20 protein-coding genes are annotated in these 15,747 nt (G+C 63.6%); 13 read left to right on the forward strand and 7 right to left on the reverse strand.

Annotated elements, in window-relative coordinates:
- Positions 1–7 precede the first annotated feature (7 nt).
- Positions 8–499 (forward strand): (R)-mandelonitrile lyase, encoded by a 492-nt coding sequence (locus VPH40_RS01030; RefSeq protein ID WP_328572356.1) that lies wholly within the window; start codon positions 8–10, stop codon positions 497–499.
- Positions 500–526: 27 nt separating this feature from the next.
- Here VPH40_RS01030 and VPH40_RS01035 read toward each other — a convergent pair whose 3' ends face one another.
- Together VPH40_RS01035 and VPH40_RS01040 are read right to left on the reverse strand one after the other, a co-directional pair.
- The gene (locus VPH40_RS01035) at positions 527–1,633 is read right to left on the reverse strand and encodes an acyl-CoA dehydrogenase (RefSeq protein ID WP_328572357.1); all 1,107 of its coding nucleotides are present in this window, start codon (positions 1,631–1,633) and stop codon (positions 527–529) included.
- A 103-nt stretch (positions 1,634–1,736) separates the two neighbouring features.
- Complete coding sequence (locus tag VPH40_RS01040) at positions 1,737–2,066, reverse strand: hypothetical protein (RefSeq protein WP_099664282.1); 330 nt, start codon at positions 2,064–2,066, stop codon at positions 1,737–1,739.
- A gap of 160 nt (positions 2,067–2,226) precedes the next feature.
- On the opposite strand from VPH40_RS01040, the gene VPH40_RS01045 reads away from it, so the two are divergent.
- Positions 2,227–3,888 carry a SulP family inorganic anion transporter gene (locus VPH40_RS01045; RefSeq protein WP_328572358.1) on the forward strand — a complete coding sequence of 554 codons (1,662 nt, stop codon included), beginning with the start codon at positions 2,227–2,229 and terminating at the stop codon, positions 3,886–3,888.
- Between the two features lie 48 nt (positions 3,889–3,936).
- Positions 3,937–4,557, forward strand: coding sequence for a ParB-like protein (locus tag VPH40_RS01050; RefSeq protein ID WP_251349075.1), 621 nt, complete (start codon positions 3,937–3,939; stop codon positions 4,555–4,557).
- A gap of 12 nt (positions 4,558–4,569) precedes the next feature.
- On the opposite strand, the gene VPH40_RS01055 is transcribed toward VPH40_RS01050, so the two are convergent.
- Positions 4,570–5,142, reverse strand: coding sequence for a DUF4337 domain-containing protein (locus VPH40_RS01055; protein ID WP_328572359.1), 573 nt, complete (start codon positions 5,140–5,142; stop codon positions 4,570–4,572).
- Positions 5,143–5,293: 151 nt separating this feature from the next.
- Between VPH40_RS01055 and VPH40_RS01060 the strand changes: the two genes are divergently transcribed.
- Entirely contained in the window at positions 5,294–5,746 is a 453-nt protein-coding gene (locus VPH40_RS01060) for a PaaI family thioesterase (protein ID WP_328572360.1), read from the forward strand.
- Positions 5,747–5,768: 22 nt separating this feature from the next.
- Here the strand turns inward: VPH40_RS01060 and gstA are convergent, their stop codons facing one another.
- Positions 5,769–6,383 (reverse strand): glutathione transferase GstA, encoded by a 615-nt coding sequence (gene gstA, locus VPH40_RS01065; RefSeq protein WP_328572361.1) that lies wholly within the window; start codon positions 6,381–6,383, stop codon positions 5,769–5,771.
- A gap of 108 nt (positions 6,384–6,491) precedes the next feature.
- Positions 6,492–7,388 carry a LysR family transcriptional regulator gene (locus VPH40_RS01070; protein WP_328572362.1) on the reverse strand — a complete coding sequence of 299 codons (897 nt, stop codon included), beginning with the start codon at positions 7,386–7,388 and terminating at the stop codon, positions 6,492–6,494.
- Positions 7,389–7,481: 93 nt separating this feature from the next.
- On the opposite strand from VPH40_RS01070, the gene VPH40_RS01075 reads away from it, so the two are divergent.
- On the forward strand, positions 7,482–8,876 hold the full coding sequence (locus VPH40_RS01075; RefSeq protein WP_328572363.1) for an MFS transporter: 1,395 nt from the start codon (positions 7,482–7,484) through the stop codon (positions 8,874–8,876).
- Here the strand turns inward: VPH40_RS01075 and VPH40_RS01080 are convergent.
- The gene (locus VPH40_RS01080; protein WP_328572364.1) at positions 8,856–9,410 is read right to left on the reverse strand and encodes a LysR substrate-binding domain-containing protein; all 555 of its coding nucleotides are present in this window, start codon (positions 9,408–9,410) and stop codon (positions 8,856–8,858) included. The two genes, VPH40_RS01075 and VPH40_RS01080, sit on opposite strands and share 21 nt — an antisense overlap.
- Between VPH40_RS01080 and VPH40_RS01085 the strand changes: the two genes are divergently transcribed.
- The 8 genes from VPH40_RS01085 to VPH40_RS01120 all read left to right on the forward strand — a co-directional run bounded on the left by VPH40_RS01085 (position 9,409) and on the right by VPH40_RS01120 (position 14,797).
- Entirely contained in the window at positions 9,409–9,597 is a 189-nt protein-coding gene (locus tag VPH40_RS01085; RefSeq protein WP_257218635.1) for a hypothetical protein, read from the forward strand. The two genes, VPH40_RS01080 and VPH40_RS01085, sit on opposite strands and share 2 nt — an antisense overlap.
- 47 nt (positions 9,598–9,644) lie before the next feature.
- A complete protein-coding gene (locus VPH40_RS01090; RefSeq protein ID WP_328572365.1) occupies positions 9,645–10,442 on the forward strand; it encodes a TOTE conflict system archaeo-eukaryotic primase domain-containing protein in 798 nt (265 codons plus the stop codon).
- Positions 10,443–10,463: 21 nt separating this feature from the next.
- Positions 10,464–11,513, forward strand: a complete 1,050-nt coding sequence (locus tag VPH40_RS01095) for a hypothetical protein (RefSeq protein WP_328572366.1) — start codon at positions 10,464–10,466, stop codon at positions 11,511–11,513.
- Between the two features lie 147 nt (positions 11,514–11,660).
- Positions 11,661–12,515: a toxin-antitoxin system YwqK family antitoxin gene (locus tag VPH40_RS01100; protein WP_328572367.1), complete on the forward strand. Its 855-nt coding sequence runs from the start codon at positions 11,661–11,663 to the stop codon at positions 12,513–12,515.
- 262 nt (positions 12,516–12,777) lie between these two features.
- Positions 12,778–13,188 (forward strand): WapI family immunity protein, encoded by a 411-nt coding sequence (locus tag VPH40_RS01105; protein WP_328572368.1) that lies wholly within the window; start codon positions 12,778–12,780, stop codon positions 13,186–13,188.
- 105 nt (positions 13,189–13,293) lie between these two features.
- Positions 13,294–13,653: a hypothetical protein gene (locus VPH40_RS01110; RefSeq protein ID WP_328572369.1), complete on the forward strand. Its 360-nt coding sequence runs from the start codon at positions 13,294–13,296 to the stop codon at positions 13,651–13,653.
- 57 nt (positions 13,654–13,710) lie between these two features.
- The gene (locus VPH40_RS01115; protein ID WP_328572370.1) at positions 13,711–14,112 is read left to right on the forward strand and encodes a hypothetical protein; all 402 of its coding nucleotides are present in this window, start codon (positions 13,711–13,713) and stop codon (positions 14,110–14,112) included.
- 121 nt (positions 14,113–14,233) lie between these two features.
- Positions 14,234–14,797: a phospholipase D family nuclease gene (locus VPH40_RS01120; protein ID WP_328572371.1), complete on the forward strand. Its 564-nt coding sequence runs from the start codon at positions 14,234–14,236 to the stop codon at positions 14,795–14,797.
- Here the strand turns inward: VPH40_RS01120 and VPH40_RS01125 are convergent, their stop codons facing one another.
- Positions 14,798–15,694: a LysR family transcriptional regulator gene (locus VPH40_RS01125; RefSeq protein ID WP_328572372.1), complete on the reverse strand. Its 897-nt coding sequence runs from the start codon at positions 15,692–15,694 to the stop codon at positions 14,798–14,800.
- Positions 15,695–15,747 lie beyond the last annotated feature (53 nt).

Raw genomic sequence — 15,747 nt, forward strand, 5'->3', positions numbered from 1 at the left:
TATCCACATGCACCGATACGCTGCGGCACTCTTGCCGCTTTGCCTGCCCGCCGGGGCCGTGTCCGCCGAGCCGGCTGCCGCGCCAGCGGCCGTCACCGTCACGCGCGCCGCCGCCATGCCCAGCAGCATGGGCGACGCCGCCTATTTCACGGGGAAAGTTGCAGTCGACGCCAGGTTCCAGCGCCTGGTGCCGGCCCGCGTGGGCGGCGCCATCGTCTCCTTCGCGCCCGGCGCCCGCACGGCATGGCATACGCACCCGCTGGGCCAGACCCTGATCGTCACGCAAGGCCAGGGCTGGGTGCAGCACTGGCAGGGCCCGCTGCAGGCGCTGGCCGTGGGCGACGTGGCGTGGATACCGCCCGGCGTCAAGCACTGGCATGGCGCGACGGCCACGTCCGCCATGCAGCATGTTGCCATTGCCGAGGCGCAAGATGGCACGGCGGTGACGTGGCTGGAACAGGTGGCGGACGATAGCTATCCCCGCCAAGGCGCTCAATGACGATGCCGCGCCGGGCGTTCAGGCAGATTACGGCAGCAGCAGCGCATGCTGGCTGGCTGTGTGGAAATCGCGCCACACGCGGTTGATGGTGCTGTCTTCGCGGGCCGCGTACAGGCCGCAATACGGATACAAATCACCGACGGCCGCGCGGCATGCGGCGACCAAGTCCAGCGAACGGTCCTGCACGGCTTGCATGGCATCCGCGCCGAGCGCCGCGCCGCCCGCCACCTGCGCCCAGCTGTCGTCCAGCACGGCATAGAAGCGGGTGCGGGCGGCCGCGAACGCTTGTTTCCTGGCTTGCAGCATGGCGGCCACTTCCGGCACGTCCAGCAGCGGCAAGCCGGCGCGCGCATGGCGGCGGTGGCGCATGCCTTCTTCGGCCAGTTGCATGAAATGGCTGGCCATGCCGGCCACGTTGGCGGCCAGGGTCACGTAGGCCAGCGAATAGAACGGGTAGAGGTACAGGGGGCCGTCGGCCGTCGCGGCCGAAGGAGCGATGGTGAAACCGTGTTCCTTGGCAACCCATTGACCGTCGATGCGGTAGCTGTGCGAGGCGCTGGCGCGCATGCCGATGCTGTTCCACGAGGGCACCAGCTGCACCAGGGCGGCGGGCACGAGGAAGGCGCGGATGCGCGGCTTGCCGTCCGCATCGAGCAGGGGCTGGCCATCGCGCCGCAGCCGGGCGTTCAGCGTGAAGTGGGTCGCCATCGGCGCGCCGCTGGCGTAGTCCCAGCTGCCCGTGATGCGGTAGCCGTCGCCTTCCTCTTCCGCATCACCGGTGGCCGCGCCGCTGCCGCCCAGGCAGACGCGTGGCGTGCCGATGATGGCCCGCGCCATGTCGGGCGCCAGGAAGCCCGCGAACCATCCCGCGCCCGCGCACAGGGTCAGCACCCAGCCCATGCTGCCGTCGACGGCGGCCACGGCTTCCTCCAGGCGCACCACTTGCGGCAAGGGCAGCTCGGCTCCGCCCGCGCCGCGCGGCGCCAGCATCGTCAGCCAGCCGCGCCGGTGCAGCAAGGCTTGCTGGGCCGGATGCAGGAAGCGGGCGGCGTCGGCGGCTGGCGCGTGGCGTGCGATGCGGCGCGCATCGCGCTCGGAAAGGGTAGCAGGGGTAGCGAGGGCAGCGTGCGGCATGGGCAGAATCCGGCAATGGCGAAGGCGGGCATTTTCGCACAGAGCTGCATGCCGTGGGCGGCGCGAGCGCGTTGCACCGTGCAACGCCGCCCCTTGCGTCAAATCACTTTCCGATCTGTTTGCTGACCACATTTTCCTGCTGGTTCAGCGCGCGCTGGTCCGCCTTGGTGATATGGCCGTTATCGAGCTTGGCCATGCTGCGCTCTTCGCGGCGGATGCTGCGGTCCTCGCGGTGCAGGGCGGCCGCCTGTCCCTTGCTGATCTCGCCTTCCTTGACTTCCTTATGGATGCGCGCGTTCTGATGCGCGAGGCGGTTGTTCACCTGTTCGCGGCGGGGATGGTTTTTCTGCCAGGTCGTTTCTGCGGCAAAGCTGCTGGCGGCAACCGAGGCAAGCACGATCACGGTGATGGCGGACAGGACGGTGGTTTTCATTGTAGTCTCCAGGTGGTCGATCAGGGATGTCACACTGCCTGAATGCGCTGCCGGGGCCGCCGGTAGACAGTTTTTATGTATAAAATGTAAGCAAATGTGGCCGGAAACACCGTTCTTGCCGCATCATGGAGCGGACTAGCGCCACCCACCAGGAGCCTCCATGAGCGCATCGGCTGCGACGCAAATGAACCGCTGGCAAGATGCCAGCGCCGGCCTGTCGATCGCCGGCCTGCTGCTGCCGGAAGCGGTGGCGTATGCCAGCATCGGCAACCTGGCGCCGCAGGCGGGCATCCTGGCCCTGTTTGCGGGCTTGCTGTGCTACGGCGTGCTGGGCACGAGCCGCTTTGCCATCGTCTCGGCCACGTCGTCCTCGGCCGCCGTGCTGGCCGCCGCCATGGCATCCATGCCGGGCGGCACGGCGGGGCACCGGCTGATGCTGATGGCGGGACTGGTGATATTGACGGGGGCATTTTTCCTGCTGGCCTGGCTGGCCAGGCTGGGCAGCATCACGGAATTCATCGCCAAGCCCGTGCTGCGGGGCTTTTCCTTCGGCCTGGCCATCGTGATCATCGTGAAACAGCTGCCCGGCGTGCTGGGCGTGCAGCCGGCGCACGGCGATGTGCCGCATCTGCTGGCAGGCCTTCTGGCAGGCGCAGGGCAGTGGAACGGCAGCGGCGCCGGCCTGTGCGCAGCGGCGCTGCTGTCGCTGTTCCTGCTGCGGCGGCTGCAGCGCTGGCCTGCCGGCCTGATCGTCATTGCGCTGGGCATCGCCGCCGGGCAATGGCTGGACTTGCCACGCCATGGCGTGGCCCTGGTGGGCGCCATCGATGTGCGCCTGGCCATGCCTGTCCTGCCGCGCCTGACGCAGGAGGAATGGACGCGCCTGGCCGAGCTGGCGTTTGCGCTGGCGCTGATCCTGTATGCGGAATCGTATGGCGCCATCCGCAGTTTTGCCTTGAAGCATGGCGACGCCGTAGCGCCCGAGCGCGACTTGCTGGCGCTGGGCGCGGCGAACGTGGTGGCGGGCCTGTTCCAGGCCATGCCGGTGGGCGCCGGCTATTCGGCCACCTCCGCCAACGAGGCGGCCGGCGCCACCTCGCGCCTGGCGGGGCTGGTGGCGGCCGCCGTCGTGGGCGTCATCGTGCTGACCCTGCTGCCGCTGGTGGCCCTGATACCCGTGCCCGTGCTGGCTGCCGTGGTCATCCATGCCGTCAGCCATACCCTGAACCCTGTTTCCTTGCGGCCTTATTTCACCTGGCGCCGCGACCGCCTGCTGGTGCTGGCGGCCATTGCCGGCGTGCTGCTGTTCGGCGTGCTCGACGGCTTGCTGGCAGCCATCGCCATGAGCCTGCTGCTGATGCTGCGCCGCCTGTCGCGGCCGGGCCTGTCCGTGCTGGGTCGGCTGGGTGACAGCCACGACTACGTGAAGCTGGCGTTGTACCCGGCGGCCCGCGCGCAGCCCGACACGTTGATCCTGCGCCTCGATGAACCCTTGTTCTTCGTCAATGCCGAGCGCAGCCTGCACCTGGCGCGCGCCATGCTGGAAGAGCGCTCCGGTCCGCTGCGCAAGGTGATCCTCAGCCTGGAAGAGTCGCCCGACCTCGATGGCAGCAGCGTCGAAGCCTTGCGCGACTTTGCCGCGTTTGCGCGCCAGCGGGGGCTGGCCCTGGCGCTGGCGCGGCTGAAGGAGCCGGCGTGCGCCGTGCTGCAACTGGCGCTGCGCGACATGCTGGCCGCCCAGGCGGGGCCGGCGCTGCTGCTCAGCGAATTGAGCGTGGCCGAGGCCGTGCGCCTGCTGGGCTGCGCCACGCCTGAAAAGTAGCGGCGACTATGCTACGCTGGCGGCCAGGCCATGCATCTGGGAGACGGTATGACAAGCGCGAAACCGCAACTGGTCAAGGGACGGCTGAACAAGCTGCTGCCCACGCAAATCACGGTGGGCATGGCCGAGGTGGCGCTCAAGCGCGCGCATTGGGCCAGCCTGGGCCGGAAAGCGCGGGCGGCGGCGCTGGCCGACCACTGGTTTCCCAGCATCATCGGTCCGGAAGGGCGCCACTACATCGTCGACCACCACCATTTCGGCCTGGCGCTGCACCAGGAAGGCGTGAAAAGCGTCAGTTTGATGATCCTCAAGGATTTGTCCTGGCTGGAGCCGCTGCACTTCTGGCATGTGATGGACCACCACCAGTGGGTGCACCCGTACGACAGCGAAGGCTTGCGCCGCGATTTTTCCGCCATCCCCCGGCACCTGAGCGGCTTGCACGACGATCCCTACCGCAGCCTGGCCGGCGAATTGCGCAGCGCGGGCGGCTACGCCAAGGACGTGACGCCGTTCAGCGAATTCCTGTGGGCCGATTTCTTGCGCAGCCGCATCGCGCCCGCCAGCCTGCAGAAAAATTTCCCCAAGGCACTGGCGCAGGCCATGAAGCTGGCGCGCAGCCAGCAGGCGCGCTATTTGCCGGGCTGGAGCGGCATCGTGCCGCCCGCCTGACCCCGCCTGCCGCTACAGCAGGAAGGCGCTGCCGGCCGCCAGTATGCCGGCCGCCGCCGCGCCCACCGAGCCCCACAGCAGCCAGCGCCGCCGCGTCAGCACGGTGATGGCGGCCAGCGCCACGGCGATCTGGATGAAGGTCAGGGCCATGGCCAGCCGTTCGTGCGGGCGCAGCTTGGCTTCCGACGCCTCGCCCAGCTTTCTCGACTGCTCTTCCAGCTGGTGCGCCTGCGCCTGCACCAGGGGCTTTTCCCGTTCCTGCCTGGCCTGTTCCGCGAGGAAGCGGGCCCGCACCTCGGGTACGCTGGCCAGCGCGGCCGTCGCTTCGGCGATATGGCCTTTCGTCGACTTCGCCTGGTACAAGGCCCACTGGTCGCTCGCCTGTGCCTGTTTCAGGATGCTCTCGTTCTTCAGGAACATGGCCTCGTTCTGCGCGTTGCCGCTCTGGTAGCTGATCAGGGCGCCGATGGTGGCGAGGATGGCCGTCATCAGGGCGATTTTCTGCGTCAGGCCATCGCGCTCCTTCTCCGTCGCCTCTTCCACGGCGTGCTCATGGGGGCTGGGTACTTCGTATTCTTCTTCCATGGCGGACCTTTCGCGGGGGCAGGAGGAGGGATCATGTGTCGACATGGCGATACTACCGCATCCGCCGTGCAAGCTGGCGGGCGCCGCGACATGGTGCGAACGGGCATAAGCGGGTACAGTAAGGCGTTCTCCCCTTGAAAGCGCACAGCCCATGAGCACGTCCCATCTTCCCGACCCGCACTTCGCTGAGAAAGTCCGCGCCAGTTTCGATCTGCAAAACGCCATGACCCTGATCCAGGCCAGCCTGCCCGTGGTGGCGCATGGCAGCACGGAAATCCACGTGCCGCACTGGCGCGGCATCGAGCAGCAGCACGGCTTCGTGCATGGCGGCGTGGTGGGCATGATTGCCGATTCGGCCGCCGGCTACGCGGCCATGACCATGGTGGCCGACGGCGCGTCCGTGCTGACGGTGGAATACAAGATGAATTTGCTGGCGCCCGCCGATGGCGAGAAACTGATCGCGCGCGGCAAGGTGGTGCGCCCGGGGCGCACCCTGATCGTCACGCAAGCCGAAGTATTCGCCGTGCGCGATGGCAAGGAAACCCTGTGCGCGCTGATGCAGCAAACCATCATGGTGATGCACGGCAAGTCGGAAAAGACGTGAGCCGTGCACCGGGCGATGGCGCTCAAGCCGCCTTGGCCAGTCCTTCCGCTTCCAAAGCCGCCTTGACGCTGTCGCGCTGGGCCACTCTGGCCAGGAAGGCTTGCACATGCGCCAGCGCGGACAAGTCCACGCCCACGCCTGGTGCCCAGCCCGTGATGACGAACAGATAGGCGTCGGCGACCGTGAACGTGTCGCCCGTCAGGTAGGCCTGGCCTTCCAGGCGGCTGTCCACCCATTTGTATTTCTTGGCCAGTTGCTGGACGAACAAGGCCTTGGCGGCCGCGTCGATGCGCGGATCGAACAGGGGACTGAACGATTTATGCAGCTCGGACGTGATGTAGTTCTGCCATTCCAGCACCTTGTAGCGGGCAAAACTGCCCACGGACGGCAGCAAGTCCTGCCGGCCAGCCTGTTCCGCGATGTACTGGGCGATGACGGGGCCTTCGCTCAAGGTCGTTCCATCGGCGAGCGCCAGCAGCGGCACCTGGCCTTTCGGGTTGAGTTCGTAGTAATTGCCGCCTTCCTGCGTCCGGTGCTGGCCCAGGTCGACCTTGACCAGAGTGAATGGCGTGCCCGTTTCGCGCAGGAGGATGTGCGGCGCCTGCGAGCAGGCGCCCGGCGAATAAAAGAGTTTCATGGCGATCCTTGAACAGGTGGGAAAGTAGCCACTATAGTCCTGCGCCGCCGCACGGTAAACGCATGTTCGTTTGGCGACTGTCCACGCCCGGTGGACGATTGCGCTGGCTCAAACGCGGGGATAGCGCAAGGTGTCGAGCAGCAAGGTAAACGCGGGAGACGGGTGGCGCCGGCTCGGGTAATACAGCTTGTAGCCCGCGTACGCGGGGCACCAGTCGTCCAGCACGCGGACCAGGCGGCCATCGGCCACGTAAGGCAGCACCACGTCTTCCGGCATGCAGGCCAGGCCCAGGCCATCGAGGGCCGAATGCAGGCGCATGGCCATGTTGTTGTAGATCATCTGACCTTCCACGCGCACCTTCAGTTCCTGCCCATCCTTGGAAAATTCCCAGGCAAACAGGCCGCCCAAGGTGGGCAGGCGCATGTTGATGCAGTTGTGCGCCATCAAGTCCTGCGGCGTGACGGGCGGCGGATTCCGGCTGAAATAGGCGGGCGAGGCAACGATGGCCATGCGGAAATCCGGGCCTATGGGCATGGCGATCATGTCCTTGGCCACTTGCTCGCCCAGGCGCACGCCCGCGTCGCAGCGCGCGGCCACGATGTCGGTCATGCCATTGTCGACGATGACTTCGATGTTGATGTCGGGATAGTCCGGCAGCAAACGGGCGATGGCCGGCTGCAGCACCGTCAGCGCCGAATGCTCGCCCGCGCTGATGCGGATGTTGCCGGCCGGCTTGTCGCGCCGTGCGCTGAGCAGGGCCAGTTCCGCCTCGATCTCGTCGAAGCGGGGCGCCACCGTGCGCAGCAGCTGCTCGCCCGCCTCCGTGGGCGAGACGCTGCGCGTGGTGCGCACCAGCAGGCGCAAGTCGAGCCGTTCCTCCAGCGCCCGCACGGTCTGGCTCAGCGCCGACTGCGACACGCCCAGCTTGGCCGCCGCCCGGGTAAAACTGCCTTCGCGGGCCACGGCCACGAAGGCGAGTATGTCGTTGAAGTTGGTTTGTGCCATGGCGGATGTCTTTTCAATTCATTAGTTGTGCTAATAAGTTCATGCAGACTTTACCATCTATTCATGGTAATGCATACGGCTTACAGTGATGGCATGAACAATCCGCCAGTTGCTACTCCCTCTGCCGCGCCGCCCAAGGCGGCCATCCTCGCCATCATTCTCGTCAGCTACGTGATGATCGTGCTCGACACATCCATCGTGCTGACGGGCTTGCCGAACATCCACCAGGAACTGGGCTTTACGGATACGGGCCTGGCCTGGGTGCAAAGCGCCTACACGCTGACGTTTGGCGGCTTGCTGCTGCTGGCCGCGCGCGCCGGCGACGTGCTTGGCCGGCGCCGCCTGCTGCAGCTGGGCCTGGCGCTGTTCACCTTGGCGTCGCTGGCCATCGGCCTAGCGCGCTCGCCAGCCATGATGATTGCCGCGCGCGCCATCCAGGGCGTGGGCGCGGCCATCCTGGCGCCATCCACCCTGGCCTTGCTGCAAACCACGTTTGCGGAAGGGCGCGAACGCACGCGGGCCATCGCCCTGTACAGCGCGGTGGCGGGTATCGCCGCCAGCGTGGGCCTGGTGCTGGGCGGCGTGCTGGCCGAATGGCTGTCGTGGCGCGTGGGCTTCTTCATCAACCTGCCCATCGGCGCGGCCATGCTGCTGGCCGCGCGCCGTTTCATCGCGGAAAGCCCGCGCAGCCGGGGCCGCTTTGACGTGGCTGGCGCGGCCAGTTCCACCCTCGGCATGTCGGCCCTCGTGTATGGCTTGATCCGCTCGGCCGGCGCCGGCTGGGGCGATTCCTTGACGCAAGGTGCGCTGGCGGCGGGCGTGCTGCTGCTGGCCGCTTTCATTGGTATCGAACGGCGCGCCGCGCAGCCGATCCTACCGCTGCGCCTGTTCGCCGATGCGCAGCGCAATGCGGCGTACGGGGCGAGGGTGCTGTTCCTGGGCGCCATGATCGGGTTTTTCTTTTTCACCACGCAATTCCTGCAAGTGGTGCTGCGCTATCCGCCCTCGCTGACGGGCCTGGCTTTCCTGCCCATGACCCTGGTCAACTTCGGCATGGCCCTGTGCGTGCCGCGTTTGACGCGTCGCCTGGGCAATGCGCGCCTGCTGGCCATGGGATTGACGATAACCCTGCTGGGCATGGCATGGCTGAGCCGTATCGATGCGGGCACGGCGTACTGGCTGGGCGTGGCCTTGCCCATGGTGCTGATCGGCGCGGGGCAGGGCATGGCCTTGAGTCCGCTGACGGCGGCCGGCGTGGCGGGCGTTCCCGCGCAGGATGCGGGCGCCGCCGCGGGCATCGTCAACGTGGCGCACCAGCTGGGCAATTCGCTGGGGCTGGCGGTGCTGGTGGCAATCTCGTCCTTTGGCGCACACCAGCGCGTCGGCGCGTCGCTGCTGGCGCACCGCGTGACGGTGTCCCTGGGCGGCGCCAGCGCCATGCTGGCGCTGGCCTTGCTGCTGGTGCTGTCAAGCCGCCGCGGCGGCTGACCACTCGCGCAGCAACTGTCCGAACGCGTCGGCCGCCGCCGTGCCGCCGGCGGCGCGCCACAGCAGCTGGAACTGGGCGGCGGGCAGGGCGGGCAAGCCATGCTGGCCATCGATGACCAGCATGCCGGACTCCAGGTCGCCTTGCGGCAGGGCCGTGACGGCCAGGCCCGCCAGCACGGCGGCGCGCAAGCCCTGCTGGCTGGGCGAGGTGAACGCCACGCGCCAGTCGAGACCGGCGCCCTCGAGGGCATCGACGCCCACTTGCCGGTGCATGCAGGGCGCCGGTGAAAACGCCAGCGGCAGGGGCAGCGCGCCGTCGTGCCGGAAATCCTGCGCCGCAGCCCAGACGAAGCGCGTGCGGCGCAGCACGGCCGCTTCATCTTGCCCGTCCGCCAGGGCCATGACGACAGCCAGGTCCAGCGCATCGGCGGCGACCAGTTTTTGCAAGTCAAGATAGGTGCCGACCGTCACGTCCAGGCGCACGGCGGGAAACAGATGGGCGAACTGCGCCAGCAGGGCGGGCAGGCGCGCCATGGTGGAAGACTTGTCGGCAGGCAAGGGCGCCGCTATGCTGCCGGCCGGCGTGGCGAAGCTTGCGCTGGCAGAAGGCTTTGGCGCCGTGATGCTGTACGGCGGCGTGGCCGCCTGCCTGTTCGCCGTGGCCAGCTGGCTCGTGTTTGGCGTCGGACGTGCGGGTGCGCCAAGGCTTGGGAGGCTATAATCTGGGCACGTTGACAAGTGTTGCTCAACGTCATTACGAGGCCGTCCATGCATAAACTGATTTCCGAACTCACCCGCCTGTACCTGTTCGATGAACAGCAGCACTATGTCGATGGCGAGGGCGGCGTGCAGCCGCTGACGCCGGCCGTGCTGGCGCGCCATCTGTCGGGCGAGCAGACGGTAGCGGTGCGACTCGTGACCGGGAGCGGCCTGACGCGCGCGCTGGTACTGGAGTTTGGCGGCAAGGGCGGCGGCGAGGCGCACTGGAGCGCGCTGTGCACGATCGCCAATGCCGTGCAGCACGAGCTGGACTTGCCCGCGCCCGCCGTCAGCATCTCGGGCACGGCGTTCCAGTTATGGCTATCGCTGGCCACGCCCGTACCCGTCGCCCAGGCGCGTCAGTTCGTGCAACTGCTGCGCTCGACCTTTTTGCCTGCCTCGACCGACATTCTTGCCGCCGCGCCGCCCGCCGACGTGGAACAGGTGGCGTTGCCGCCAAGCCTGCAGCCGTCCGGCAAGTGGGCCGCCTTCATCCACCCCAGCATGGGCGCCGCCTTCGTCGACGAGCCGGGCCTGGACATGCCGCCGCAGCCCGCCGCCCAACTGGGCTTCCTGGAAAGCTTGCGCAGCATCAATCCGGCCCAGTTCGCGCAGGCGCTGGCGAAATTACAGGGACATGCGGGCCTTTCGGAGTCTTCGCCAGCGCCTGTTCCCGTGGCCGCATCGCCTGTTGCATCTTCCGCCACCGCGCCAGGCTTGCTGTTGCAGGACGCCACCCTGGAAGACATCGTGCGCTGGCTGCATGCGCGCAACATCGAACCGACGTTCCGGCACCGGTTGCCGTAGCCACGGCATGGCTGGCTTGAGGTGAACAAGCAATATATATCGACATTCAGAACAATTGAAATTTCGGATGAAAGGCAGTATTCAATGGATTTCCATGTAGTCGCAAATTCCTATAATTGCTACGGCGGTCACACAACGTTGTCTCCGATCGGGGATTTTCTTCTCGCGGACAGCGGCAGTTTTGGCGACGCGATTCAGGAAATTGCGGTCACGCTTCACTTCAGGGACTCTGGTCCGGCAAAGAAGACGCTGGAATCTCTGTTGGAGGCGCACAATAATTTTCGCTCAACGCTGCCCAAGGTCACTTATCGAAGAGCAAAGGGCAAGGTCGAGATCGACATCGCCAGCGAATTGATGGAAGGCCGGGACTGGACGCGTTCTTCAACATTGTCTTTGCCACTTTTTAAGGCAGGTGTTGATGAAGTCGTCCATGCATTAGGGCTATTGAGCAAGCGACTGAAGCGCACTGATGATTTTAGCTTGGAGAAATTTCTGGACCACTGTGAAGCTGCCAGGAAACGCGTCCCCGATTCGGAGGAAGCCCTGCAACTCATGGCATCCGGGCTGGAGGCAGCGGCACAAGCCAAGCGTGATGGAATGTCGGCCTGGGAGCAGTTGGGAATCGACTGGGAAGACTTTCATCCCAAGGCACGCGAGATATTGGATGATCCATTTTTTTGGAACTGCACGGATGATTTCTCGCCGAACGGCAATGATACTGGAGCTGATCTTCTGGAGAACTATCGCGATTGGCACAAGACGCACAAGGATGTCACGCCAATTCGATTCCTCGAGAAACTGGCAAAGCAGTGGGGATACGCCAACATACACGCCATGGACGATGACGTGCGCTGCGAAGCGTCGATTGCTCTCGCATTTGCGGATATAAAGTTAAGAGCGGCATGCAACCAACAGGCGCGACAACTGGCATTGGACGCTATCGGGCAGCAAAGAGCCCAGGCGCTGGCCGCGGGGGACTGGTCTCATCGCGAAGAAAAGCTACATGCTTTGGATCAGATCGAAGCAAAGTTGACGCAAATGGATAACACTATGGTGCATTTGACGGACTGAAGCGCAGCGATCACTTTGACGTTGAATGTGATTTCGGGCGGCACAATGGGGCGGAACCTGCCAATGACAGCAGCCAAAAGCGGCCATGGGAAAGCACTTTTCCGCTAACCCAGTCAATATTACAGTTGCACTTGATTAGAGATGTACTTGAAAAAACATCAGAAAATGATATGCGTGGCGCTAGGTGCGATGCTGTTGTGGCCAGTAGTGGCGCAGGCCGATATTATTCAGCGACACGTGTTTACGGCTATTTCTAACGAGAAAGATAGCAAAGGCGCCGATGTGCTGACCGTGGCGGAATCTACGGCCTGCGGCGGCAATCAGCTGCGCATAAAAGAGGGGATGCTGGAAAACAAAGATGAGTATGCGAGCCTCAGACCCGCACTCGCCGAGCGCATCCGTGACAAGACAGCAATGGTCGTGACCTTGTTTGGCTGCCCTGTCGGGAAAGCCGGCGATGAGGCCATTCCGTTTGCGCGCATGATGACCGACTGTGACCCGGACTCCTGTCCCGACGGCAAGGCGCGCCTCTACCTGGACGAACAGCTGATGCCGCAGGTCAAGCATCTCTCGCCTTATGTGCTGGTGCTGCCCCTACCAAAAGCAGCGTTGCCCGGCACTTGGAAGGTGGAGATTTTCGATACCATCAAGAGCGATCTGGTACGAATCTCCGGACAGACCAATGCAGCCGATTTTGTTTCTGGCAAGATGGTTGGCGGTTACCGCTATTATGATCGAGATGGCAATATTAAATCGCAGGTAGAGCTAGATGAGCATGGCCGCCAACACGGCGTAGCAACTACGTATTTTAGTCATGACAAGCTGGAGTCCCGAGGGCAATGGCGCGATGGCCAGCCCGTGGGTGTGCAAAATAGTTACCATCTCAACGGTAAGGTAAGCATTCTTCAGGTTTACAGTGATAAGGGCGTGCTGCTGAGTACCCAGCAGTTCAACGAGCAAGGTGTGCTGGTGTATTCAAATGGTCAGAAGTCGAAAAAATGAACTGATGCGGTGTGTCAGGCTCCCAGAGTATGTAGAGAGACGTAGCAGTGATGCACGACGTCGTGGGGTTCCGATTCGTTTTGAAGGTGGACTGGTTGGCTGAAATCGGCCAGAAGCGGCCATTCGAAGCAGCGTGACAATGTGTGAGATTTTCTGATTGGCAATCCGCTATGCTCTGGTGCCGCTACCGGCCAGGAGCGGTCGTTCAGCAGTGTTCTCGAAAGTAATGATATTGGGGTTAGCCCAGACTGATTGAGAAACTATGCATCAAATACACATTGGTAACGACTCGGAGTTTGTCGAGATAATCATTCGGAAGCATAACGGAACCGATGACTGGGTTGGTGGCGATGCTGAGATTAGGGTCCGTGGATTTAGCGCCTCGATATCTGCTGATTTTGAACCGACTGACTTTCAGATTTTTGAGGCTGAGCTTCGCGCGCTCTACGAAAATTTAAGCGGCAAAGCCCAACTATTGCCTAGGGAAGAACAACTAACGCTTAAACTTCGAGGAAATGGGCGCGGAGGAATCGAAGTCTCTGGCACTGCCTGGTTTGTAGCCTGTTATGGAAGTAAGCTGGATTTTGAATTCGAAATTGACCAGACCTACCTTCCCGCCGTCCTTGAACAACTTTCTGCCATCAATGGGATGCTGCGAGTCGTCAAGGGCTAATACTTTGGCAAGTTGACCGCGCACATGCTCGACTGTCCGCTATGGGGCGGAACCTGCCAACGACGGCAGCCGGCCAGAAGCGGCCGTTAAATTAATCGAGAAAACATGGAGAATATTCTTCGCCACATTCACGAGGGACACTCCCAGGTCATCGCAGAGCTCAATGCCGCATTCACTGTTTATGGCGCGTCAAGAAGTGAGTTTTCCGACAGTTTTTCGAAAGAAATTGCGGAGAGATATCTTGCGGGTTCGATTGACTTCGACATTGCTGATTGTGCGATGAATGCACTGTCTGCCTGGACGCCACTTGAAGATTTTCCTTCCTACTCTTGGGCGGTGTACCAAGCCTTTGATGAAGGCGAGTATTTGCATACAGGGCAAGTAAGCGGTAGCAATGAAGATGTATATACTCGTCCTTTGCTGCGTAAAGCAATGTCGGATTTCCATCCTCTGGACTTCAGCTAGCGGCCAGAGGCGGCCACTGCGATAGCCCGAGATTAGCACACCCAAGAAAGGATTCAGATGGCTGCCGACGTAGCTTTCGCTGAAGGACCACTCAAGTTCCAGCTTTGGTTTGCAGAAGTAGACCCGATAGATATTGGCGTCCAGGTCCGGCTTGAAGTTGAGTATTCAAGTGGAAGCCAGAGTTGCAACTGGACTGCCGAGCACCGTTGGTTTGAGTACGAAGCCCTCATTCAATTCGAAAGTGAACTCCGTGACGGCCGTGACGCAGGACTGAATGACATGAGCGAGTACCCAGTACTTCACTTCGAACGGCATTCATCTCAGGAGTATCTAACGATCAATCCTCGTTCGGAAAGGCAGTCACAAGATGGCGACTGCATCGCAATTCGTCTGAAGATCAATGCCGGGTCAATGCTTGCGCTGTATTCAGCGCTCAACCAGTTCGGCAAATGGTGGTGACGCGATCACGTCTGCTTTGGGGCGACAGCGGACGCTCGCCCAGGCGACGAGTCTGCCTGCAGGCTGTGTCCACATTTTTTGTTCGTCCACCCCCGATTATTGAAACAGGGAAATGCCAGTGATGAAGAATCTCGTACTTGCCGTTGAGCTGTGCCTGGCTAACGGCGTTTCGCCAGCGGCGCTTGCCGCCGACACCGCGCCCGTGGTGACCATCGAGAACGCGTTTTCTCCCGATGGCGGGGCGGAGGCGCTGGTGCTCAAGGTCATCGATAGCGCGGCGTCGAGCATCCGGCTGGCCGCTTATTCGTTCAGCTCGCCCCATGTGGTCGAGGCCTTGCTGCGGGCGCGGCAACGGGGCGTGGATGTCCGGGTGCTGGCCGATACGCGGCGCAACGCGCGCAAGAACAGCCGGGCCGCGCTGGACCGGCTCGTCGGCGCGGGCATTCCCACGCGCCTGATTTCCCGCTATGCCTTGCATCACGACAAGTACATCGTTGTCGATGGCGTGACCGTGCAGAACGGCAGCTTCAATTACACGGCCGATGCGGCCACCGCCAACAGCGAAAACGTGCTCGTCGTGTGGCACAGCGAGCGCCTGGCGCAGTCGTATCTGGCGCACTGGGAAAACCGTTGGGCCAGCGGCATCGACTATGCGCGCGCGCCTGCGCCTGCACCGCTGCCGTAATCACTGCCCCTGCGCTGCACCCTGCGCGCGCAGCCAGTCGAATACTTGCCCGACGATGGGCGAACGCGGATGTTCCGCCACGCCCGACAGCCACCACGTGGCGCCGGGCACGCGCGGATAATCGGGCAGGATGTGCAGCAGGCCGCGCGCCAGGCTGGCATCGACCAGCAGGCGCGGCAGGCAGGCGATGCCGCGCCCGTCGAGCGTAGCGTCCAGCAAGAGGCGCGCATCGTCGTAGATGGCCCGCTTGCGAAAGCGCGCCAGCGGCCCCAGGAACAATGGCGCCGTAGTGTCGCCCGTCAAGCTTTCTTCCAGACACACCAGATCCGCGTGCAGGTGATGCGCATCCTGCGGCACGCCGGCCAGCCGCGCCGCCAGCTCGCTGTTGGCGACCATCACCCATTCATCGCGCAGCAGGGGGATTTCCTGCAAGTCCGGCTGCAGGATGGGGCGCTCGCCGATGGCGATATCGACGTCGATCTCGTCGACGAAGCGGGCGCTCTCATCGACCGACAGCAGCAAGCACAGTTCGGGCAGCTGCGCTTCCAGCGCCCGCAGCCGGGGTTGCAGCCAGCCGTGCAGCAGGGGTGCCGGACACACCAGCACGACCAATCCCGGATCGAGATAGGTGGCGATGCGCCCCAGGCCGCTGCGCAGCACGGTCATCGAGGGCTGCACGCTGCGCAGCAGCACTTCGCCCGCCACCGTCAGTTCCACGCCCCGTCCCGCGCGGCGGAACAGCGGCTGCTTGACTTGTTCTTCCAGCAATTGCACCTGGTGGCTGATGGCCGACTGCGTCACGTGCAGCTCGTCGGCCGCGCGCGAGAAATTGCCGTGGCGGGCGGCCGCTTCAAAGCCCATCAATAACTTCAGCGAGGGAATGCGATGTTCTGACATATGAGAAAACCTAATGAATTGGCGTAAATCATATCATTTGTTTTCATATCTTG

It is taken from the genome of Janthinobacterium sp. P210005 (assembly GCF_036231865.1).
Lineage (GTDB): Bacteria > Pseudomonadota > Gammaproteobacteria > Burkholderiales > Burkholderiaceae_D > Janthinobacterium > Janthinobacterium kumbetense.

What these genes read in the sequence shown, in the direction of transcription:
- VPH40_RS01030 (WP_328572356.1), top strand. Translation starts at nt 8, where the DNA reads ATGCACCGATACGCTGCGGCACTCTTGCCGCTTTGCCTGCCCGCCGGG.
- VPH40_RS01035 (WP_328572357.1), bottom strand. Translation starts at nt 1,633, where the DNA reads ATGCCGCACGCTGCCCTCGCTACCCCTGCTACCCTTTCCGAGCGCGAT.
- VPH40_RS01040 (WP_099664282.1), bottom strand. Translation starts at nt 2,066, where the DNA reads ATGAAAACCACCGTCCTGTCCGCCATCACCGTGATCGTGCTTGCCTCG.
- VPH40_RS01045 (WP_328572358.1), top strand. Translation starts at nt 2,227, where the DNA reads ATGAGCGCATCGGCTGCGACGCAAATGAACCGCTGGCAAGATGCCAGC.
- VPH40_RS01050 (WP_251349075.1), top strand. Translation starts at nt 3,937, where the DNA reads ATGACAAGCGCGAAACCGCAACTGGTCAAGGGACGGCTGAACAAGCTG.
- VPH40_RS01055 (WP_328572359.1), bottom strand. Translation starts at nt 5,142, where the DNA reads ATGGAAGAAGAATACGAAGTACCCAGCCCCCATGAGCACGCCGTGGAA.
- VPH40_RS01060 (WP_328572360.1), top strand. Translation starts at nt 5,294, where the DNA reads ATGAGCACGTCCCATCTTCCCGACCCGCACTTCGCTGAGAAAGTCCGC.
- gstA (WP_328572361.1), bottom strand. Translation starts at nt 6,383, where the DNA reads ATGAAACTCTTTTATTCGCCGGGCGCCTGCTCGCAGGCGCCGCACATC.
- VPH40_RS01070 (WP_328572362.1), bottom strand. Translation starts at nt 7,388, where the DNA reads ATGGCACAAACCAACTTCAACGACATACTCGCCTTCGTGGCCGTGGCC.
- VPH40_RS01075 (WP_328572363.1), top strand. Translation starts at nt 7,482, where the DNA reads ATGAACAATCCGCCAGTTGCTACTCCCTCTGCCGCGCCGCCCAAGGCG.
- VPH40_RS01085 (WP_257218635.1), top strand. Translation starts at nt 9,409, where the DNA reads ATGGTGGAAGACTTGTCGGCAGGCAAGGGCGCCGCTATGCTGCCGGCC.
- VPH40_RS01080 (WP_328572364.1), bottom strand. Translation starts at nt 9,410, where the DNA reads ATGGCGCGCCTGCCCGCCCTGCTGGCGCAGTTCGCCCATCTGTTTCCC.
- VPH40_RS01090 (WP_328572365.1), top strand. Translation starts at nt 9,645, where the DNA reads ATGCATAAACTGATTTCCGAACTCACCCGCCTGTACCTGTTCGATGAA.
- VPH40_RS01105 (WP_328572368.1), top strand. Translation starts at nt 12,778, where the DNA reads ATGCATCAAATACACATTGGTAACGACTCGGAGTTTGTCGAGATAATC.
- VPH40_RS01110 (WP_328572369.1), top strand. Translation starts at nt 13,294, where the DNA reads ATGGAGAATATTCTTCGCCACATTCACGAGGGACACTCCCAGGTCATC.
- VPH40_RS01115 (WP_328572370.1), top strand. Translation starts at nt 13,711, where the DNA reads ATGGCTGCCGACGTAGCTTTCGCTGAAGGACCACTCAAGTTCCAGCTT.
- VPH40_RS01120 (WP_328572371.1), top strand. Translation starts at nt 14,234, where the DNA reads ATGAAGAATCTCGTACTTGCCGTTGAGCTGTGCCTGGCTAACGGCGTT.
- VPH40_RS01125 (WP_328572372.1), bottom strand. Translation starts at nt 15,694, where the DNA reads ATGTCAGAACATCGCATTCCCTCGCTGAAGTTATTGATGGGCTTTGAA.